Origin of the sequence: Streptomyces sp. AHU1 (assembly GCF_045343905.1) — a bacterium.
GTDB classification, from domain to species: Bacteria; Actinomycetota; Actinomycetes; order Streptomycetales; family Streptomycetaceae; genus Streptomyces; species Streptomyces triticiradicis.
Genome location: NZ_CP174283.1, coordinates 2,525,896 through 2,541,462, shown reverse-complemented (window position 1 = coordinate 2,541,462; position 15,567 = coordinate 2,525,896). Strand labels below are relative to the sequence as shown.

At 71.9% G+C, this 15,567-nt stretch carries 15 protein-coding genes; 10 read left to right on the top strand and 5 right to left on the bottom strand.

The features are described from left to right. Positions 1-6 precede the first annotated feature (6 nt). A complete protein-coding gene (locus tag ACICHK_RS11615) occupies positions 7-999 on the top strand; it encodes a DUF3068 domain-containing protein (protein WP_406836835.1) in 993 nt (330 codons plus the stop codon). Here the strand turns inward: ACICHK_RS11615 and hrpB are convergent. Both hrpB and ACICHK_RS11605 read right to left on the bottom strand, forming a co-directional pair. Further along, positions 989-3,580, bottom strand: a complete 2,592-nt coding sequence (gene hrpB, locus ACICHK_RS11610; RefSeq protein WP_406836834.1) for an ATP-dependent helicase HrpB — start codon at positions 3,578-3,580, stop codon at positions 989-991. The two genes, ACICHK_RS11615 and hrpB, sit on opposite strands and share 11 nt — an antisense overlap. Before the next feature lie 113 nt (positions 3,581-3,693). After that, on the bottom strand, positions 3,694-4,554 hold the full coding sequence (locus ACICHK_RS11605; RefSeq protein ID WP_406836833.1) for a class I SAM-dependent methyltransferase: 861 nt from the start codon (positions 4,552-4,554) through the stop codon (positions 3,694-3,696). 319 nt (positions 4,555-4,873) lie between these two features. On the opposite strand from ACICHK_RS11605, the gene rpsA reads away from it, so the two are divergent. From rpsA to ACICHK_RS11585, 4 genes are all read left to right on the top strand, one after another. After that, entirely contained in the window at positions 4,874-6,373 is a 1,500-nt protein-coding gene (rpsA, locus tag ACICHK_RS11600; RefSeq protein WP_103549901.1) for a 30S ribosomal protein S1, read from the top strand. A 219-nt stretch (positions 6,374-6,592) separates the two neighbouring features. Further along, positions 6,593-7,531 (top strand): PAC2 family protein, encoded by a 939-nt coding sequence (locus ACICHK_RS11595; protein ID WP_151474066.1) that lies wholly within the window; start codon positions 6,593-6,595, stop codon positions 7,529-7,531. 76 nt (positions 7,532-7,607) lie between these two features. Further along, a complete protein-coding gene (gene coaE / locus ACICHK_RS11590; RefSeq protein ID WP_406836832.1) occupies positions 7,608-8,216 on the top strand; it encodes a dephospho-CoA kinase in 609 nt (202 codons plus the stop codon). 50 nt (positions 8,217-8,266) lie between these two features. Beyond that, positions 8,267-8,647, top strand: coding sequence for a tetratricopeptide repeat protein (locus ACICHK_RS11585; RefSeq protein ID WP_103553408.1), 381 nt, complete (start codon positions 8,267-8,269; stop codon positions 8,645-8,647). Between the two features lie 76 nt (positions 8,648-8,723). Here ACICHK_RS11585 and ACICHK_RS11580 read toward each other — a convergent pair whose 3' ends face one another. Further along, positions 8,724-9,026: a DUF6343 family protein gene (locus ACICHK_RS11580; protein ID WP_406836831.1), complete on the bottom strand. Its 303-nt coding sequence runs from the start codon at positions 9,024-9,026 to the stop codon at positions 8,724-8,726. A 92-nt stretch (positions 9,027-9,118) separates the two neighbouring features. On the opposite strand from ACICHK_RS11580, the gene ACICHK_RS11575 reads away from it, so the two are divergent. From ACICHK_RS11575 to ACICHK_RS11565, 3 genes are all read left to right on the top strand, one after another. Further along, positions 9,119-10,105: an acyltransferase domain-containing protein gene (locus ACICHK_RS11575; RefSeq protein ID WP_406836830.1), complete on the top strand. Its 987-nt coding sequence runs from the start codon at positions 9,119-9,121 to the stop codon at positions 10,103-10,105. Positions 10,106-10,224: 119 nt separating this feature from the next. Continuing rightward, a complete protein-coding gene (locus tag ACICHK_RS11570; protein WP_406841199.1) occupies positions 10,225-10,902 on the top strand; it encodes a class I SAM-dependent methyltransferase in 678 nt (225 codons plus the stop codon). Positions 10,903-11,056: 154 nt separating this feature from the next. After that, positions 11,057-11,506, top strand: coding sequence for a DoxX family protein (locus ACICHK_RS11565; RefSeq protein ID WP_406836829.1), 450 nt, complete (start codon positions 11,057-11,059; stop codon positions 11,504-11,506). 216 nt (positions 11,507-11,722) lie between these two features. Here ACICHK_RS11565 and ACICHK_RS11560 read toward each other — a convergent pair whose 3' ends face one another. Then, positions 11,723-12,391, bottom strand: a complete 669-nt coding sequence (locus tag ACICHK_RS11560) for an RNA-binding S4 domain-containing protein (RefSeq protein ID WP_406836828.1) — start codon at positions 12,389-12,391, stop codon at positions 11,723-11,725. Between the two features lie 265 nt (positions 12,392-12,656). Between ACICHK_RS11560 and ACICHK_RS11555 the strand changes: the two genes are divergently transcribed. Then, positions 12,657-13,430 (top strand): uracil-DNA glycosylase, encoded by a 774-nt coding sequence (locus ACICHK_RS11555; protein WP_406836827.1) that lies wholly within the window; start codon positions 12,657-12,659, stop codon positions 13,428-13,430. An 80-nt stretch (positions 13,431-13,510) separates the two neighbouring features. On the opposite strand, the gene ACICHK_RS11550 is transcribed toward ACICHK_RS11555, so the two are convergent. Continuing rightward, positions 13,511-13,915 carry a RidA family protein gene (locus ACICHK_RS11550; RefSeq protein WP_406836826.1) on the bottom strand — a complete coding sequence of 135 codons (405 nt, stop codon included), beginning with the start codon at positions 13,913-13,915 and terminating at the stop codon, positions 13,511-13,513. Positions 13,916-14,110: 195 nt separating this feature from the next. Between ACICHK_RS11550 and ACICHK_RS11545 the strand changes: the two genes are divergently transcribed. Next, the gene (locus ACICHK_RS11545) at positions 14,111-14,848 is read left to right on the top strand and encodes a hypothetical protein (RefSeq protein ID WP_151474058.1); all 738 of its coding nucleotides are present in this window, start codon (positions 14,111-14,113) and stop codon (positions 14,846-14,848) included. Positions 14,849-15,567 lie beyond the last annotated feature (719 nt).

Here is a 15,567-nt window from a genome sequence, read left to right as displayed (position 1 = left end):
GTCGAGATGCGCCGCAAGGCAAGCCTGATCCTGCTCGCGCTCGCCGTGTTCTTCGCGGCGCTGTCCCCGCTGCTGCGCTGGTACGCCTTCCCGCGCCTGGCCAAGATCCCCGCCGGCCAGTACCAGGACATGGTGCTGGAGGCGAAGGACGCGACCCTCCTCGACTACGGCACCATGAAGGCGAAGAAGGTCTCCAAGGTCACCGTCGTCCAGACCCTCAAGGGCGACGTCGAGGCCTCCGAGAGGATCGAGCGGACCGCGGGCCGCGACGTCGTCGTCTGGGACTCCCTGTCCTACGTCCAGGGCCCCGACGGGAAGATGGTCTCCAAGCTCCCCGAGCGCTACATCTTCGACGCGCACAGCCAGGAACCCGTCCACGCCACCGGCGAGTCCGTCGACGGCGACCCCGTCACCCGCCGGGGCATCGAGTTCAAATGGCCCTTCGGGACCGAGAAGCGGGACTACGAGTACTTCGACGCCCAGACCCGCACCTCGGCGCCCATCCACTACAAGGGCACCAGGAACTTCCGGGGGGTCGAGGTCTACTACTTCGAGCAGACCGTCCCCTGGACGAAGGTGAAGTTCCCCAGGACCATGCCCGTCCAGGGCATCACCCCCGAGTCCCTCGCCGAGACCGGCACCACCCGCTGGTACACCACCGTCCGCAGATTCTGGGTGGAGCCGGTCACCGGCGCGCCCGTCTACGGCGAGGAGAGCCACAAGGAAGAACTGCGCGGCGGAACGCTCCTGGGCGGCCGGGACAAGGTAACCGCCTTCTCCGGGGACGTGAGGATGCGCGAGGACTACATCCGGCACACCGTCGACCTCGTCAAGTCCAACCGCACCCTCGTCCTGATGATGACCTCCTACCTCCCCCGGGGCTTCCTGCTCCTGGGCGCGGCCCTGCTGTCCCTCTCCCTGTACCTGGAGGCCCGCGGCCGCAGGCCGGGCGGACCCGCGCCCGCCCCGGCGGCCGATCCCGAGCCCGTCAGCGTCTGAGCCGCGCGTTCGTGTACCGCGTCGCCTCGGCGGTCGCCGGGTCCTCGGGCCACGGGTGCTTGGGATAGCGGCCGCGCAGCTCCGCGCGTACGCCCTTGTAGCCGTCCCTCCAGAAGGACGCGAGATCGGCGGTCACCGCGGCCGGCCGGCCCGCGGGGGAGAGGAGATGCACGAGCACGGGCACGCCGACGACGGCGGGCGACTCCTGCAGCCCGAACATCTCCTGCAGCTTCACGGCCAGCACCGGCCGCGCCGGGTCGGCGTAGTCGACGCGGATCCTCGACCCGCTCGGCACCTCGATCCGCTCGGGCGCGAGTTCGTCGAGCCGGGCCGCCTCACCCGTCGCCCAGGGCAGCAGCCGGTTCAGCGCCTGCCCGGCGTCGATCCGCGCCAGGTCCGCCCGTCGCCGGGCACGGCCCAGCTCCGGCTCCAGCCACTCCGCCACGCGCGCGTGAAGGGCCTCGTCGGAGACGTCCGGCCACGGGTCGCCGAGCCGTCGGCGCAGGAACGCGAGCCGCTGCCGCAGCACCCCGGCGTCCGGCGACCACCGCAGCAGCCCGAACCCCTCCTCCCGCAGCCCCTCGACGAGCGCCTCCCGCACGAGAGCCGGGTCCGCGTCCCGCAACGGCCGTACGGCCAGCTCCACCGCCCCCAGCCGCTCCACCCGCCGGGCGACGACATCGCCCCCGTCCCAGTGGACCTCGTCGCCCTCGCCGTACAGGCCGGCGGCGGCCCGCCGTGCCGTCGGCTCGTCGATCACCGCCGCGAGCCGCACGCGCGCGTGCCCCCTGCCGACGGGGCGGTCGGCGACGGCGACCGCGAGCCAGGGAGCACCGCGCAGGGCGGATCCCTCACCGGTGTCGGCGCGGGTCCCGCCGGTCATGAGGTGGGAGCCGCCCCGCAGACGCGCGATCCGTTCGGGGAACGCCAGCGCGGCGACGAGCCCGGCGACCCGGTCGTCCCCGGGCTCCGGCGCCCCGGCGCGCACATCCCGGGAAGACTCTCCGGCGCGCACGCCCTGAGGAGAAGGGGAGTCCGAGGGGGACGCCTGGGCAGGCACGGCGGCGGGAACGAGGTCGGCCGCCGCGGAGCGGAGGCGGCGGGACTCGGCGCGCCAGCGGGCCGTGTAGGCGTCACCGCCACGCCGGGCGGCGCGCCAGGCCGCGGCCAGGTCGTCGCCGTACTCGCGCGGGGGTTCCTCGCTCAGCAGGGCGACCACGTCGGCGGCCCGCGCCGCGCCCACCAGCGGGGCCGCGTCCAGCAACGCCCGCGCCAGCCGGGGGTGCAGGCCCAGGCGGGACATGCGCACACCGCGTTCCGTGGCCCGCCCCGCGGCGTCGACCGCGCCCACGGCCGACAGGACGGCCCGCGCCGCCGCCATCGCCCCGCCCGGCGGCGGATCCAGCAGGGCGAGACCCGTCGCCCCGGGATCGCCCCAGCAGGCCGCCTGGAGCGCGAACGCCGTCAGGTCGGCCACCTTGATCTCGGGAGCCGGGAACCGCGTCAGACGGCCGTCCTCGGCCTCCGCCCAGCACCGGTAGACCGTGCCCGGGGCCTCCCGCCCGGCCCGTCCCGCCCGCTGCCGCCCGGCCGCCTGCGAGGCCCGTACGGTCGCCAGCGCGCTCAGCCCCCGCGCGTGGTCCACCCGCGGCTCCCGCGCGAGCCCCGAGTCCACGACCACCCGCACCCCCGGAACCGTCAGCGACGACTCGGCCACCGAGGTCGCGAGGACCACCCGGCGCCGGGCACCGGCCGTGAGCACCGCGTCCTGCACCGCCGCCGGAGCCCGCCCGTGCACCTGGAGGACGTCGACGTCCCCGACACCGCCCAGCTGCCCGGCGACCCGCGAGATCTCCCCGACCCCGGGAAGGAAGCACAGGACGTCACCCTGGCGCTCGGCCAGCGCCCGCCGCACCGTGGACGCCACGTGCGTCAGCAGCGCCGGGTCCACCCGCATCCCGTGCGGAGGCCGTACGGGGCGCGCGGGCGGCGCCCACACCGTCTCGACCGGGTGCGAGACGCCCTCCGCCGCGACGACCGGCGCGTCGCCCAGCAGCCGGGCCCAGCCCCCGGCGTCCGTCGTGGCGGACGCGGCCACCAGCCGCAGTTCGGGACGGAGCGCGGCCCGCACGTCCAGCAGGAACGCGGCCACCGTGTCGGCGTCCAGATGCCGTTCGTGACACTCGTCGAGCACGACCACGTCGACGCCCGCGAGCTCCTGGTCACGCTGCAGCCGCTGGAGCAGGACCCCGGTCGTGACGACCTCCACGCGTGCGTGGGGGCCCACCACCCGTTCCCCGCGCACCGTGAAGCCGACGCTCCGGCCGACCTCCTCGCCCAGCAGCCACGCCATCCGCCGGGCGGCGGCCCGCGCCGCGATCCGCCGCGGCTCGGCCACCACCACCCGCCGTGCCGGGCGCCCGTCATTCAGGAGGCCCGCCAGGGCCAGCGGCACCAGCGTCGTCTTGCCGGTGCCGGGCGGCGCGACCAGCACCGCGCCGCCGTGCCCCTCCAGGGCGTCGTCCACGGCGGGCAGGGCACCGCGCACGGGCAGCGCGTCCAGGGCTTCGTAACGGATCACGCCCCCAGTCTCGTACGAGCGCCGGACCGGTGGGCACGAACAGCGGGAGGGCCCCCACGCACGCGTGGGGGCCCTCCCGTCCGTCCCGTCCTCGGGCCGGTTCCGTCCTGTCGTCAGTCGCGGTCGCAGACGAAGATCGCCGTGCCCGGGATGAGGTTCCCGCGCAGCGGGGACCAGCCGCCCCACTCCTGGGTGTTCCAGGCGGGCCACTCGGGCTCGACGACGTCGACCAGGCGGAAGCCGCCGGCCACCACGTCACGCACCCGGTCGCCGAGCGTCCTGTGGTGCTCGACGTAGACCGCGCGGCCCTCCTCGTCCTGCTCCACGTACGGGGTGCGGTCGAAGTAGGACGCGGCCACCGACAGACCCTCGGGACCCGGCTCGTCCGGGAACGCCCAGCGGACCGGGTGCGTGACGGAGAAGACGAAACGGCCGCCGGGGCGCAGGACGCGGTGGACCTCCCTGAGCACCAGCACCGGGTCGGCGACGAAGGGCAGCGCGCCGTACGCCGAGCACGCGAGGTCGAAGGAGCCGTCCGCGAACGGCAGCGCGCTCGCGTCCGCCTCCACGAGGGGCACGGGACCCCCGATGCGCAGCGCGTGCTGGAGCTGGCGGTGGGAGAGGTCCAGGGCGACCGGGCGCGCGCCCTGCCCCGCCAGCCAGCGCGAGCACTGCGCCGCGCCGGCGCCGATCTCCAGGACGTCCTTGTCCTTGAGGTCCTCCGCGGGGCCCAGCAGCTCGGCCTCCACCTCGTCGAGACCCTCGGGGCACCATACAAACCGGTCGTCGCCCAGGAACGTGCCGTGCTCGATCTGGTAGTCGTCCGCGTTCCGGTCCCACCAGCCCCGATTCGCCCGGGAACTCTCGATGAGATCCGCATCACGCCGGGTGGCTTCCGGTTCGAACGGTTCGGGCTCTTGGATGATCGGCTCCCTCGTCGTACTCTTCCGTCCAACCCGTCTCGGGCGTGTCACGACAGAGGCGTCCTACTGCCCGCGTGGCCTTGTGAGACAGGTCTTGTGCCGGGATTGCGGCGATCCGCCCCGGGTGTGCGCCTTCGCGCATTGACCCTGCCCGGCTGCCCCCGTATGCTACAAGTTGCGCTGCGGGCCTGCGCTCCTCAGACGTAGCAGGCTGTGCTCGCATCTGTATGTATGTCCCCTCGGTTCTCGAGGCGCCTTCCGGCTGTGCCGGGTCGGCGCTTCCTTGGCTGTCCGGCTTCTACAGGGCGAAACGGGCTCCCGGCGCAAGCAGTACCTACGACTCACTGTCCGTACCGGAGCCCTTTCCCACATGACGAGCAGCACCGAGACCACCGCCACCACCCCGCAGGTTGCGGTCAACGACATCGGTAACGAGGAAGCCTTCCTCGCCGCGATCGACGAGACGATCAAGTACTTCAACGACGGCGACATCGTCGACGGCGTCATCGTGAAGGTCGACCGGGACGAGGTCCTGCTCGACATCGGTTACAAGACCGAAGGTGTCATCCCGAGCCGCGAGCTCTCGATCAAGCACGACGTCGACCCGAACGAGGTCGTCAAGGTCGGCGACGAGATCGAGGCCCTGGTCCTCCAGAAGGAGGACAAGGAAGGCCGCCTGATCCTCTCGAAGAAGCGCGCCCAGTACGAGCGCGCCTGGGGCACCATCGAGAAGATCAAGGAAGAGGACGGCATCGTCACCGGCACCGTCATCGAGGTCGTCAAGGGTGGTCTCATCCTCGACATCGGCCTCCGTGGCTTCCTGCCGGCCTCTCTCGTCGAGATGCGCCGTGTCCGCGACCTCCAGCCCTACGTGGGCAAGGAGCTCGAGGCCAAGATCATCGAGCTGGACAAGAACCGCAACAACGTGGTCCTGTCCCGCCGCGCCTGGCTGGAGCAGACCCAGTCCGAGGTTCGCCAGACGTTCCTCACCACCCTCCAGAAGGGTCAGGTCCGCTCCGGCGTCGTCTCCTCGATCGTCAACTTCGGTGCCTTCGTGGACCTGGGTGGCGTCGACGGTCTGGTGCACGTCTCCGAGCTCTCCTGGAAGCACATCGACCACCCCTCCGAGGTTGTCGAGGTCGGCCAGGAAGTCACCGTCGAGGTCCTCGACGTCGACATGGACCGCGAGCGCGTCTCCCTGTCGCTCAAGGCGACGCAGGAAGACCCGTGGCAGCAGTTCGCCCGTACGCACCAGATCGGTCAGGTCGTCCCGGGTAAGGTCACCAAGCTCGTTCCGTTCGGTGCGTTCGTCCGCGTGGACGAGGGCATCGAGGGTCTGGTCCACATCTCCGAGCTGGCCGAGCGCCACGTGGAGATCCCGGAGCAGGTCGTCCAGGTCAACGACGAGATCTTCGTCAAGGTCATCGACATCGACCTCGAGCGTCGCCGCATCAGCCTCTCGCTGAAGCAGGCCAACGAGTCCTTCGGTGCCGACCCGGCCTCGGTCGAGTTCGACCCGACCCTGTACGGCATGGCCGCGTCGTACGACGACCAGGGCAACTACATCTACCCCGAGGGCTTCGACCCCGAGACCAACGACTGGCTCGAGGGCTTCGAGGCTCAGCGCGAGGTGTGGGAGAACCAGTACGCCGAGGCGCAGCAGCGCTTCGAGCAGCACCAGGCCCAGGTCATCAAGTCCCGCGAGGCCGACGCGCAGGCCGAGGCCGAGGGTGCCACCTCCGCGAGCGCGGCTCCGGCCGCCTCCGGCGGCGGTTCCTACTCCTCGGAGTCGGACGACAACTCCGGCGCCCTGGCGTCGGACGAGGCGCTCGCCGCCCTCCGCGAGAAGCTCGCCGGCGGCCAGAGCTGAAAGCTCACCGCTAGCAAGTAGCTGAGAGAAGCGGGCCCGCACCGAATCGGTGCGGGCCCGCTTTGCTGTGCGGGTCCGCTTCGCTGCGCGGTCGCGGGTCCGGCGTGCGCTCCCGGGCCAGCGTGCGCTCCCGGGCCGCCGTGCGGTCCCAGCCCGGGACGGGAATGTCCGTGCTCCATGCCACGTTGTGGACTACGAACACGAGGAGGAGCGGTCACAGTGCTTGATCCGCAGGGTTTGTACGCATGGGAGCCGAAGGGCCTGGCCGTGGTCGACATGGCGCTCGCCCAGGAGTCGGCCGGTCTTGTCATGCTCTACCACTTCGACGGATACATCGACGCGGGCGAGACCGGCGAGCAGATCGTCGACCGGGTGCTCGACTCGCTGCCCCACCAGGTCGTGGCCCGTTTCGACCACGACCGGCTCGTGGACTACCGCGCCCGCCGTCCGCTGCTGACGTTCAAGCGCGACCGCTGGGCCGAGTACGAGGAGCCGACCCTCGACGTCCGGCTCGTGCAGGACGCGACCGGAGCGCCCTTCCTGCTGCTGTCGGGACCCGAACCGGACACCGAGTGGGAGCGCTTCGCCGCCGCCGTCCAGCAGATCGTGGAACGGCTCGGGGTCCGCCTCTGCGTGAACTTCCACGGGATCCCGATGGGCGTTCCGCACACCCGCCCCGTGGGCCTCACCCCGCACGGCAACCGCACCGACCTGGTGCCCGGACACCGCAGCCCCTTCGACGAGGCACAGGTCCCCGGAAGCGCCGAGTCCCTCATCGAGTACCGCCTCATGGAGGCCGGCCACGACGTTCTCGGTGTCGCCGCGCACGTGCCCCACTACATCGCGCGCTCCCCGTACCCGGACGCGGCGCTGACCGTCCTGGAGTCCATCACGGCGGCGACCGGACTGGTGCTTCCCGGGATAGCGCACGCCCTGCGGACCGAGGCGCACCGCACCCAGACCGAGATCGACCGCCAGATCCAGGAGGGGGACGAGGAACTCGTCGCCCTCGTCCAGGGGCTTGAGCACCAGTACGACGCCGCCGCGGGCGCCGAGACCCGTGGCAACATGCTCGCGGAACCGGTCGACATCCCCTCGGCGGACGAGATCGGCCAGGAGTTCGAGCGGTTCCTGGCGGAACGCGAAGGCGACGCCTGACCTCTCCTCCCGGGTCCCGGGACTCCCGGGCTCCCGGACGGAGAGTCCGTCACTGGCAGGGCCTAAGCTGCCAGGCATGCTGAAGGTGGGCCTGACCGGCGGTATCGGCGCCGGCAAGAGCGAAGTGTCACGGCTGCTCGTCGAGCACGGCGCGGTGCTGATCGACGCGGACAGGATCGCGCGGGAGGTCGTCGCACCCGGAACTCCCGGGCTGGCGGCGGTCGTCGACGCCTTCGGCGAGGGCGTCCTCGCTCCCGACGGAGGCCTGGACCGGCCGAAGCTCGGCTCGATCGTCTTCGCCGACCCGGGGAAACTCGCCGTCCTGAACTCGATCGTCCACCCCTTGGTCGGCGACCGCTCGCGCACCCTCGAAGAGGCCGCGCCCGAGGACGCCGTCGTCGTCCACGACGTGCCCCTGCTCGCGGAGAACGGCCTGGCCGCGCTGTACGACCTCGTGATCGTCGTGGACGCCCGCCCCGAGACCCAGCTCGACCGCCTCGTCCGCCTGCGCGGTATGACCGAGAAAAACGCCCGTGCGCGCATGGCCGCACAGGCCTCGCGCGACAAGCGCCTGGAGATCGCGGACATCGTCATCGACAACGACGTGCCCCTGGACGAACTGGAGCGGCGCGTACGGGAGGTATGGGCCGATCTCGTGCGCAGGGCCCGCACGCCCCAGGAATAGCGCCCCTCGGAAGGGGCGTTGAACCCTTGCAACGAGGGAAGGACTCTGCCGTGCCCGAGACCAGCGGATCGATCGGACGAACTCCCGAGACGCACGTCATCGACTTCCGCGCCGCCGAGCAACTGCTCGCCGCGCGCGACCCCCGGGGCGCGGTGAAGCTGCTCGACCCCGTCATCGCCGCCCACCCGGAGAACACCGCGGCCCGGCTGCTGCGCGCGCGTGCCTTCTTCGCCGCCGCGCAACTGCGGCCCGCCGAGCTGGAGTTCACGATCGTCCTGGAGCGCGAGCCGGACAACGCGTTCGCGCACTTCGCGCTCGCCCGGACCTACGAGCGCCAGCGGCGCCCCGAGCAGGCGAAGCGGCACTTCAGACTGGCGGCCGCGCTCGACCCGAAGCCGCAGTACCTGCGGGCCGCGCGCTTCGACTCGTAACGCGTCCGCGCAGGGCGGTCCGACCGCCCGGCCGCTTCCGTGACTGCCCGGCGGCTTCCGTGACCGCCCGGCCGTCTCAGGGGTGCGACGGCCTGCGCCGCTCGGGCGGCCGGTACGCGCGCCGGTCGTCCACGGGCTCGTACGGCGGGACGTCACGGCCCGGCTGGTAGTGCGGGCCCTGTCTGATGTGCCGAAGGATCATGGTCATGTCGACCGTGACGATCACCCACAGCGCGGCGCACGCGGCCGCCCACCCCGGCCGCCCCACCAGGATGAACGCGACCGTTCCGAAGACGGCCCAGACCAGGCCCCAGACGCTCAGCCAGAAGCGCATCCGCAGAGCGCTGCGCGCTGTCACCGGTTCACTGCCCGTACGCATCAGGATCACCACTCCTACGGGGAAACGTACTCTTCGTGGTGCACGTTCACCAAGGGAGAGCGGTCGCGCGACGGCCGCCGGGGGAGGCGACGGTGCTGCTGAAGGCTCTGCGGGCGGACGCGAGGACCGCCGAGTGGCTGAGGGACCTGGAGAGCGAGAGCCCCGGCCCGCGGGACGTGCCGCTCCCGGACACCGACGCGTTGCCCGACATCCTGCTCGACCTGTCCGTGCCCCATGAACACATCAACGAACTCGTCGCACTGCGCGCCCGGCTGGCCGCCGATCCGGAGGCGATGGCCCTTCTCGCGCGCTGCGTCACCCGCTTCGTGCGGGACATGGGCGGCATAGGGAAGGGCTGGGAGCCGCCCGCCTTCCCCGAGACGGCGGGACGACTCGGGCGCTGCTTCCACCTGTACGTCTTCATAGCGGCGCTTCCGTACGTCCGCGCCCACCACCGGGAGCGCGGGGTGCCGGAGGACGTCTCCCGGCGCACGCTCGCCGACCTCGGCCGACATGTGTCCGTGCACCACAGAAGAGCCGGCGGCCCCGGACTGCTGTTCCCCTGGTGGATCGCCCTGCACTTCCACGGCGAGCTGTTCCAGCTGGGCCGGCTCCAGTTCCAGCGGGTCCTGCCGGGGCGGCGCACGGCCGACGCCGTCGAGGCGGCGGGGCTGGACCTGGATCCCGGCGCCCCCTGCCTGAGCCTGCACATCACCGACTTCCGCGGCCCTCTCTCCCCGGCCGCGTGCGACCGTTCGCTCGCCCTGGCCCGGGAGTTCTTCGCCCGCCACTACCCCGAGGAGCGCCACGGGATAGCCCTCTGCGACTCCTGGCTGCTCGACCCGCAGCTCAAGCGGTATCTGCCGGCCGACTCCAACATCATTCGCTTCCAGGACCGCTTCCGCCCGGTGCACGAGGAGAAGACCCCGGACGACACGGCTCCCATCGGCTTCGTCTTCGGCGATCCGGACCTCCCGCTCGACGGACTTCCGCGGCGCAACAGTGTCGAGCGCGCGGTGGCCGACCACCTGCGCGGGGGCGGACACTGGTACGGCGGACGGGGATGGTTCCCGCTGTAGTACGTCCCGCCGGACTCCGGGCTCGGACCGACGCCCCCCGAACACCTCACTCGAACGGGCGACAAGAGGAGGGGAACGGGCTTACGAAAGCCGTTCGTTGGGCGGGTATGAGAATCGAAATGCGTCAGGGGTACGAGGGCACGGGACCCGGTGCCATCACACCGGACGGCTGCGCGGTCGAGCTCTACACCCGTCTGCCCGTCGGAACCGAACCGGACATCATCACCGCGGCGGTGCCCGCCGCCGCGCACATCCTGGAACTGGGCAGCGGGGCCGGCCGGATGACCCACCCGCTCCTGGACCTCGGTTTCGCGGTCACGGCGGTGGACGAGTCCGCCGACATGCTGGAACACGTCCGAGGGGCGCGCCGGATACGCAGCAGCATCGAGGACCTCGACCTCGGCGAGACGTTCGACGTCGTGCTGCTGGCTTCGTTCCTCGTGCACGCCGGGGACGTCCGGGTGCGGCGGGCGCTCCTGGACACCTGCGCTCGCCATGTCGCGGACGACGGTTGTGTCCTGATCCAGCGCGAGGGCGAGAACCACCACACCGACGTGCCCCGCGAGCGCACCGACCCGTCCGGCTTCGTCGTACGGATCCTGTCCGCCGAACCCCTCGGGGACGGGACCTCCTCGGTGCGCGCGGAGTACGTGTTCCCGGACGCCACCTGGACCCAGACGTTTCTGTCCCGCCCTTTGACGGAGGAGGCCTTCGAGGAGGCGCTGGCGGAGGCGGGGCTCAAGGTGGACCGGTATCTGACGGACGACGGAATGTGGGTGAGGGCTGTGAAGGCGTGAGCGGCGTCCGCCGGACGGGAACCACCCCGTCCGGCGCCGAAAGCGGCGAGCCGTGGTCGCCGGGCGGAACAAATCCCTTTCGGCACCGATGAGTTCCCGGCGGTACCCAGGTCTACCCCTGTGAAAGCAGCCACCGCTTCCCACAGGAGACCTCATGTCCGAGACCGCCCTCCCCCTCACCGCCACCCGGGCCGCCGTCACCCCCCGCTCCCGCGCCGCCCGTGTCTCCCTGACCGCCCTGCAGATCGTCCTCGGTCTGTTCTACGCGTTCGCGAGCGCCCTTCCCAAGCTGATCGCCCACCCCTCGGCGACGGAGTCGTTCGACAAGCTGGGCTGGGGGCACACCGGCATGTACATCATCGGCGCGCTCGAACTCGCCGGAGGTCTCGCCCTGTTGGTCCCGCTGCTGGACGGGGTGGCCGCGGTGGCGCTCGGCGCGCTGATGGTCGGCGCGTTCATCGTCAACGTCACCGTCGTCCACGGCCCGTACGTGGCGACCCCGCTCGTCCTGATGCTGCCGCTCGGCCTGATCGCCTGGGCCAGGCGCGGCCACACGACCGAACTGTTCCGTCTGGTGCGACGGTGGGCGGGGCGCCGGGGGTGACGCCTGGTGCGACGACGGAGCAAGGACGCGGGGCTCCTCCGGGAACGGGGGAGCCCTCGACGGCGTACGGTCGTGCGTCCGTCGTTATGCCCGTACGCCGCGTTCCGGACGACCGGGAAGCCGGGACACCACCGGAGCGGTCCGGCGAACCGGACGAGCAGGGCTGAGGAACGGGAGGGGGGAGCGGGGGAGAGGGAACGGGCAGCGGGGAGCGGCTCAGCGGCGGGGGGAGCCCCCGGACCCGGTCGTGCCCGGGGAACCGGTCGAGCCGGTCGGCCCCGTGGAGGGACCCGAGGACCGGACGGGGCCGGACGAACCCGTCTGCATGCCCCGCAGGCGTTCCAACTCGCGGCGGTCCCGCTTGGTCGGGCGTCCCGCGCCCCGGTCCCGGACGCCCGCCGGAGCGAAGGCCTCGCGCGGCGGGGGCGGTGGGCTGTTGTCGACGTAGCACTCGGCGGCGACGGGGGCGCCGACCCGCTTGCGGATCACGCGCTTCACGACGACGACCCGTTCACGGCCCTCGTGCCACACACGCACCTCGTCGCCCACGCGGACCGAGTACGCGGGCTTGACGCGTTCCCCGTTGACCCGAACATGGCCGCCCTTGCAGGCCGTGGCACCGATCGAGCGGGTCTTGACGAGACGGACGGACCAGATCCAGGCGTCGACCCGCACGCTCTCGCCGTTGGGAGGCCCGGCGGCGACGGCGGCCTTGACGGCGGCAGCGGTCGCCGAAGCCGCCGTGGAAGCGGCCTCGGAGCCGGTTCCGGAGCCGGTCCTGGCGTTGGCCCCGGAGTCGGCCGCGGCGGCCTTCCCGTCGTCCGAGCCGCGCCCGCCTCCGATACCCGAGCCCTTCATCTCCCCGTCAGCACCCTGAGAAGCCATGACCCGACTCTAACGCCGGCGGGGCGGCACACCGCACGCCTTTTCCGGCGCACGGACCACACCGGACGCGTCGTCCCCGGGCGCGCGGCGCGTTGCTCACCGCGGGCATCGTGCCGGTGTTCCCGGTGCCCGGCCACGACCGGACGGTGGCGGCCGGGGCGGAGACGACCCGGCGGCCGGTGAGGAGCGGGCGGCAGGCATCGGGCGGTGAGGAGGGGCGGGGAGCGGAGATCGGGGGCGGGCGGGCCGGTCGTACGGTGGTGATATGGACAGCAGCTTTCCGGCGGAAGACGCGGCCCGCTCCGCCGACCTCACCGCGCTCGACGTGCGGATCGCCGGCTGCCGGGCCTGTCCGCGGCTCGTCGCGTGGCGCGAAGAGGTGGCCGCCACCAGACGTGCCGCCTTCGCCGGCCAGACGTACTGGGGGCGTCCGGTGCCCGGCTTCGGGCCGCCCGACGCCTCCCTCCTCGTCGTCGGGCTCGCACCCGCCGCGCACGGCGGCAACCGGACCGGGCGGATGTTCACCGGGGACCGGTCGGGTGACGTGCTGTACGCGGCGCTGCACGACATCGGGCTCGCCTCGCGCGGTACCTCGGTGAGCGCCGACGACGGACTGGAGCTGTACGGGGTGCGCGTCACCTCTCCCGTGCACTGCGCGCCGCCCGCCAACAAGCCGACGCCCGGCGAGCGGGACACCTGCCGGCCCTGGCTGGTCAGGGAGCTGGAGCTGCTGCGGCCCGCGCTGCGCGCGGTGGTCGTCCTCGGGGCCTTCGGCTGGCAGGCCGCCCTGCCCGCCCTCACGGAGGCGGGGTGGGCGGTGCCCCGGCCGCGTCCGGCGTTCGCGCACGGGGCACGGGTGACGCTCGTACGGCGGCCGGAACCGGACGCCCCCGGTACCGGCCCCGCCTCCGCCGAACTCTTCGGGTGCTTCCACGTCAGCCAGCGGAACACCTTCACCGGGCGGCTCACCCCCGCGATGCTGAGGCAGGTCCTGACCACGGCGGCGGAGTCCGCGGGCCTGCCGACGCGCTCCCCGTAGGCCGCGCTCCCCGTAGGCGTCATGCGGGTGCCGGGCGGTACCGGTCCCGGCTGCGGATCACACCTCGGGGCGACCGCCGGTCACGCCTCGGGGACGACCGCGGTCGCCGTGATCTCCACGAGCTGCCCGGTGTATCCGAGACAGGCCACGCCGAGCAGGGTCGAGGAGTGCGGGCCGATGCTCAGCCCCGAGGCCTCGACGACGTCCCAGACCGCGGACAGCACGGCGGTCTCACCACTGACGACGTACACGTCGGTCGACACGACATGGGCCATGTCGCTCCCCACGGCACGCAACTGTTCGTCGAGGTTGGCCAGCACCTGCTCGGCCTGGCGTACGGGATCGTCCGGGCCGACCAGCTTCCCGTCGGCGTCGAGCGGCACGGATCCGGCGAGGAAGGCCAGTTTCGTTCCCGCCTCGACGACGGACGCGTGCGCGTAGACGGGCGGGGTGAAGAGACCGGGAACGGTGACGCGCCGGATCATGGGGGCTCCCTGTGGGTGGGATCGTTGACGGGATGACGGACAACCTGCCGATGATGCGGGTCCGACGCGGGTTCCCGCACCCCGATTACCGCCGACGGCACGCGGGGCGTGACGGACGGACACGCGGGACGCCGTCCTCGTTCCGGGCGAATAATCCTTCGAACGATTTCCGCCGATGCTGCTACGGTCACCGACGTGGCGAAACTCAATCAGATCATCGCAGTGGAGAAGGGCGTCAAGTCCAAGTCCCATCAGGACCTGACGGCCGCTCATCACGGCCTGCAGAAGCCTGCGTTGCTCGCGGGCATCTCGCGGACGTACCAGCCGAAGGACGAGGAGGGCGAGCAGCTGCCGCCCGAGTCGACCCGGGTCCAGGTGCAGGCCGAGGACGTGTTGAGGGACACGGCGGCGACCCTGACGCGACTGTTCGACGTGACCGCCACCAAGGACTGGGCCAACTGCACGGCGAGGGCCGACGTGGTGGTCGACGGGCGCGTGCTCGTCGCCGAGGTGCCGGTGTCCTATCTGCTCTTCCTCGAGAAGCAGCTCACCGATCTCAACACCTTCGTACGGAAGCTGCCCGTCCTCGACGCCTCCGAGTCCTGGGTGCGGGATCCGTCCACCGACGCCTGGAAGACCGAGCCGGTGCGGACCCTTCGTACGAAGAAGGTCCCCCGGAACCACGTCAAGGCCGAGGCCACCGAGAAGCACCCGGCCCAGGTCGAGGTGTACTACGAGGACGTCCCCGTCGGTTACTGGACGACCGTCAAGTTCTCCGGTGCCCTGCCCGCGCGGCGCGTGAACGAACTCCTCGACCGCGTGGAGAAGTTGCAGCAGGCGGTCAAGTTCGCCCGCGAGGAGGCCAACGGCGTGGACGTCGTCGACCAGCGCGTCGGCGACGCTGTTTTCGGCTACCTGTTCGCACAGGGGTAGCCTCTGAACTCCCCGGCCACGACATACCGTGGCCGGGGTGCGCGAGGAGCGCAAGCTGAAGCTGAGGCTTGTCGTGAATGCACGGTTCCAGTGGAGGTTCGAGTCCTCCCCGCGGCACCACAGAACACTCCGGCCGGAGCCTCGGCCGAGGGAGTGTTCACGCGCCGCGGTAGCCCAATCGGAAGAGGCAGGCCGTGATCAATCTCAGACTATTGCTCCAGACTCAGTATTCGCCGCCGATCGCCGGATCGACCGGGCCCAGGCCCCAGTACGTCGAGATGCTGGTTCAAGTCCAGCCCGCGCAGCTCGATGCGTGGTGGTCCAAAGGCAGGACGCGGCGACATAACGACTGACCTGGACTCTCAAGCGTGCCGGCGTGCGACATGGCGGCATCCCAGGGTCCGGGGGCCGGCTACGCCCTCGGACCCGCTCCTCCTCCCTCCCGGAGCGGCGGTCCCCGTCTCCATCTTTCGGAGCGGCGGTCCTCGTCTCCTCTCCCGAGCCGTTCCCGCGCGTACCTCTCCTGGCCTGACCTGGCCCGCCCGGCCCGTCTCGCGCGAAGCGCTCCTCGTCCGTCTCCCGCGGAACGTCACGCCCGTCTCCCGTGAGATGTCACATCGCGGAAATCATCGCGTTCGTTCTCCGCGGGCACCGCGCACTACCCTGGCAACGACACGAGCCCGGCCGACGTCGCCCGAAGGCACCCCGCCCTCGCCCGA

Bases quoted from the DNA above. Each gene is read 5' to 3' on its own strand.
- ACICHK_RS11560 (WP_406836828.1), bottom strand. From the start codon at position 12,391: ATGGCTTCTCAGGGTGCTGACGGGGAGATGAAGGGCTCGGGTATCGGA.
- rpsA (WP_103549901.1), top strand. From the start codon at position 4,874: ATGACGAGCAGCACCGAGACCACCGCCACCACCCCGCAGGTTGCGGTC.
- coaE (WP_406836832.1), top strand. From the start codon at position 7,608: ATGCTGAAGGTGGGCCTGACCGGCGGTATCGGCGCCGGCAAGAGCGAA.
- ACICHK_RS11570 (WP_406841199.1), top strand. From the start codon at position 10,225: ATGCGTCAGGGGTACGAGGGCACGGGACCCGGTGCCATCACACCGGAC.
- ACICHK_RS11565 (WP_406836829.1), top strand. From the start codon at position 11,057: ATGTCCGAGACCGCCCTCCCCCTCACCGCCACCCGGGCCGCCGTCACC.
- ACICHK_RS11555 (WP_406836827.1), top strand. From the start codon at position 12,657: ATGGACAGCAGCTTTCCGGCGGAAGACGCGGCCCGCTCCGCCGACCTC.
- ACICHK_RS11615 (WP_406836835.1), top strand. From the start codon at position 7: ATGCGCCGCAAGGCAAGCCTGATCCTGCTCGCGCTCGCCGTGTTCTTC.
- ACICHK_RS11550 (WP_406836826.1), bottom strand. From the start codon at position 13,915: ATGATCCGGCGCGTCACCGTTCCCGGTCTCTTCACCCCGCCCGTCTAC.
- ACICHK_RS11580 (WP_406836831.1), bottom strand. From the start codon at position 9,026: ATGCGTACGGGCAGTGAACCGGTGACAGCGCGCAGCGCTCTGCGGATG.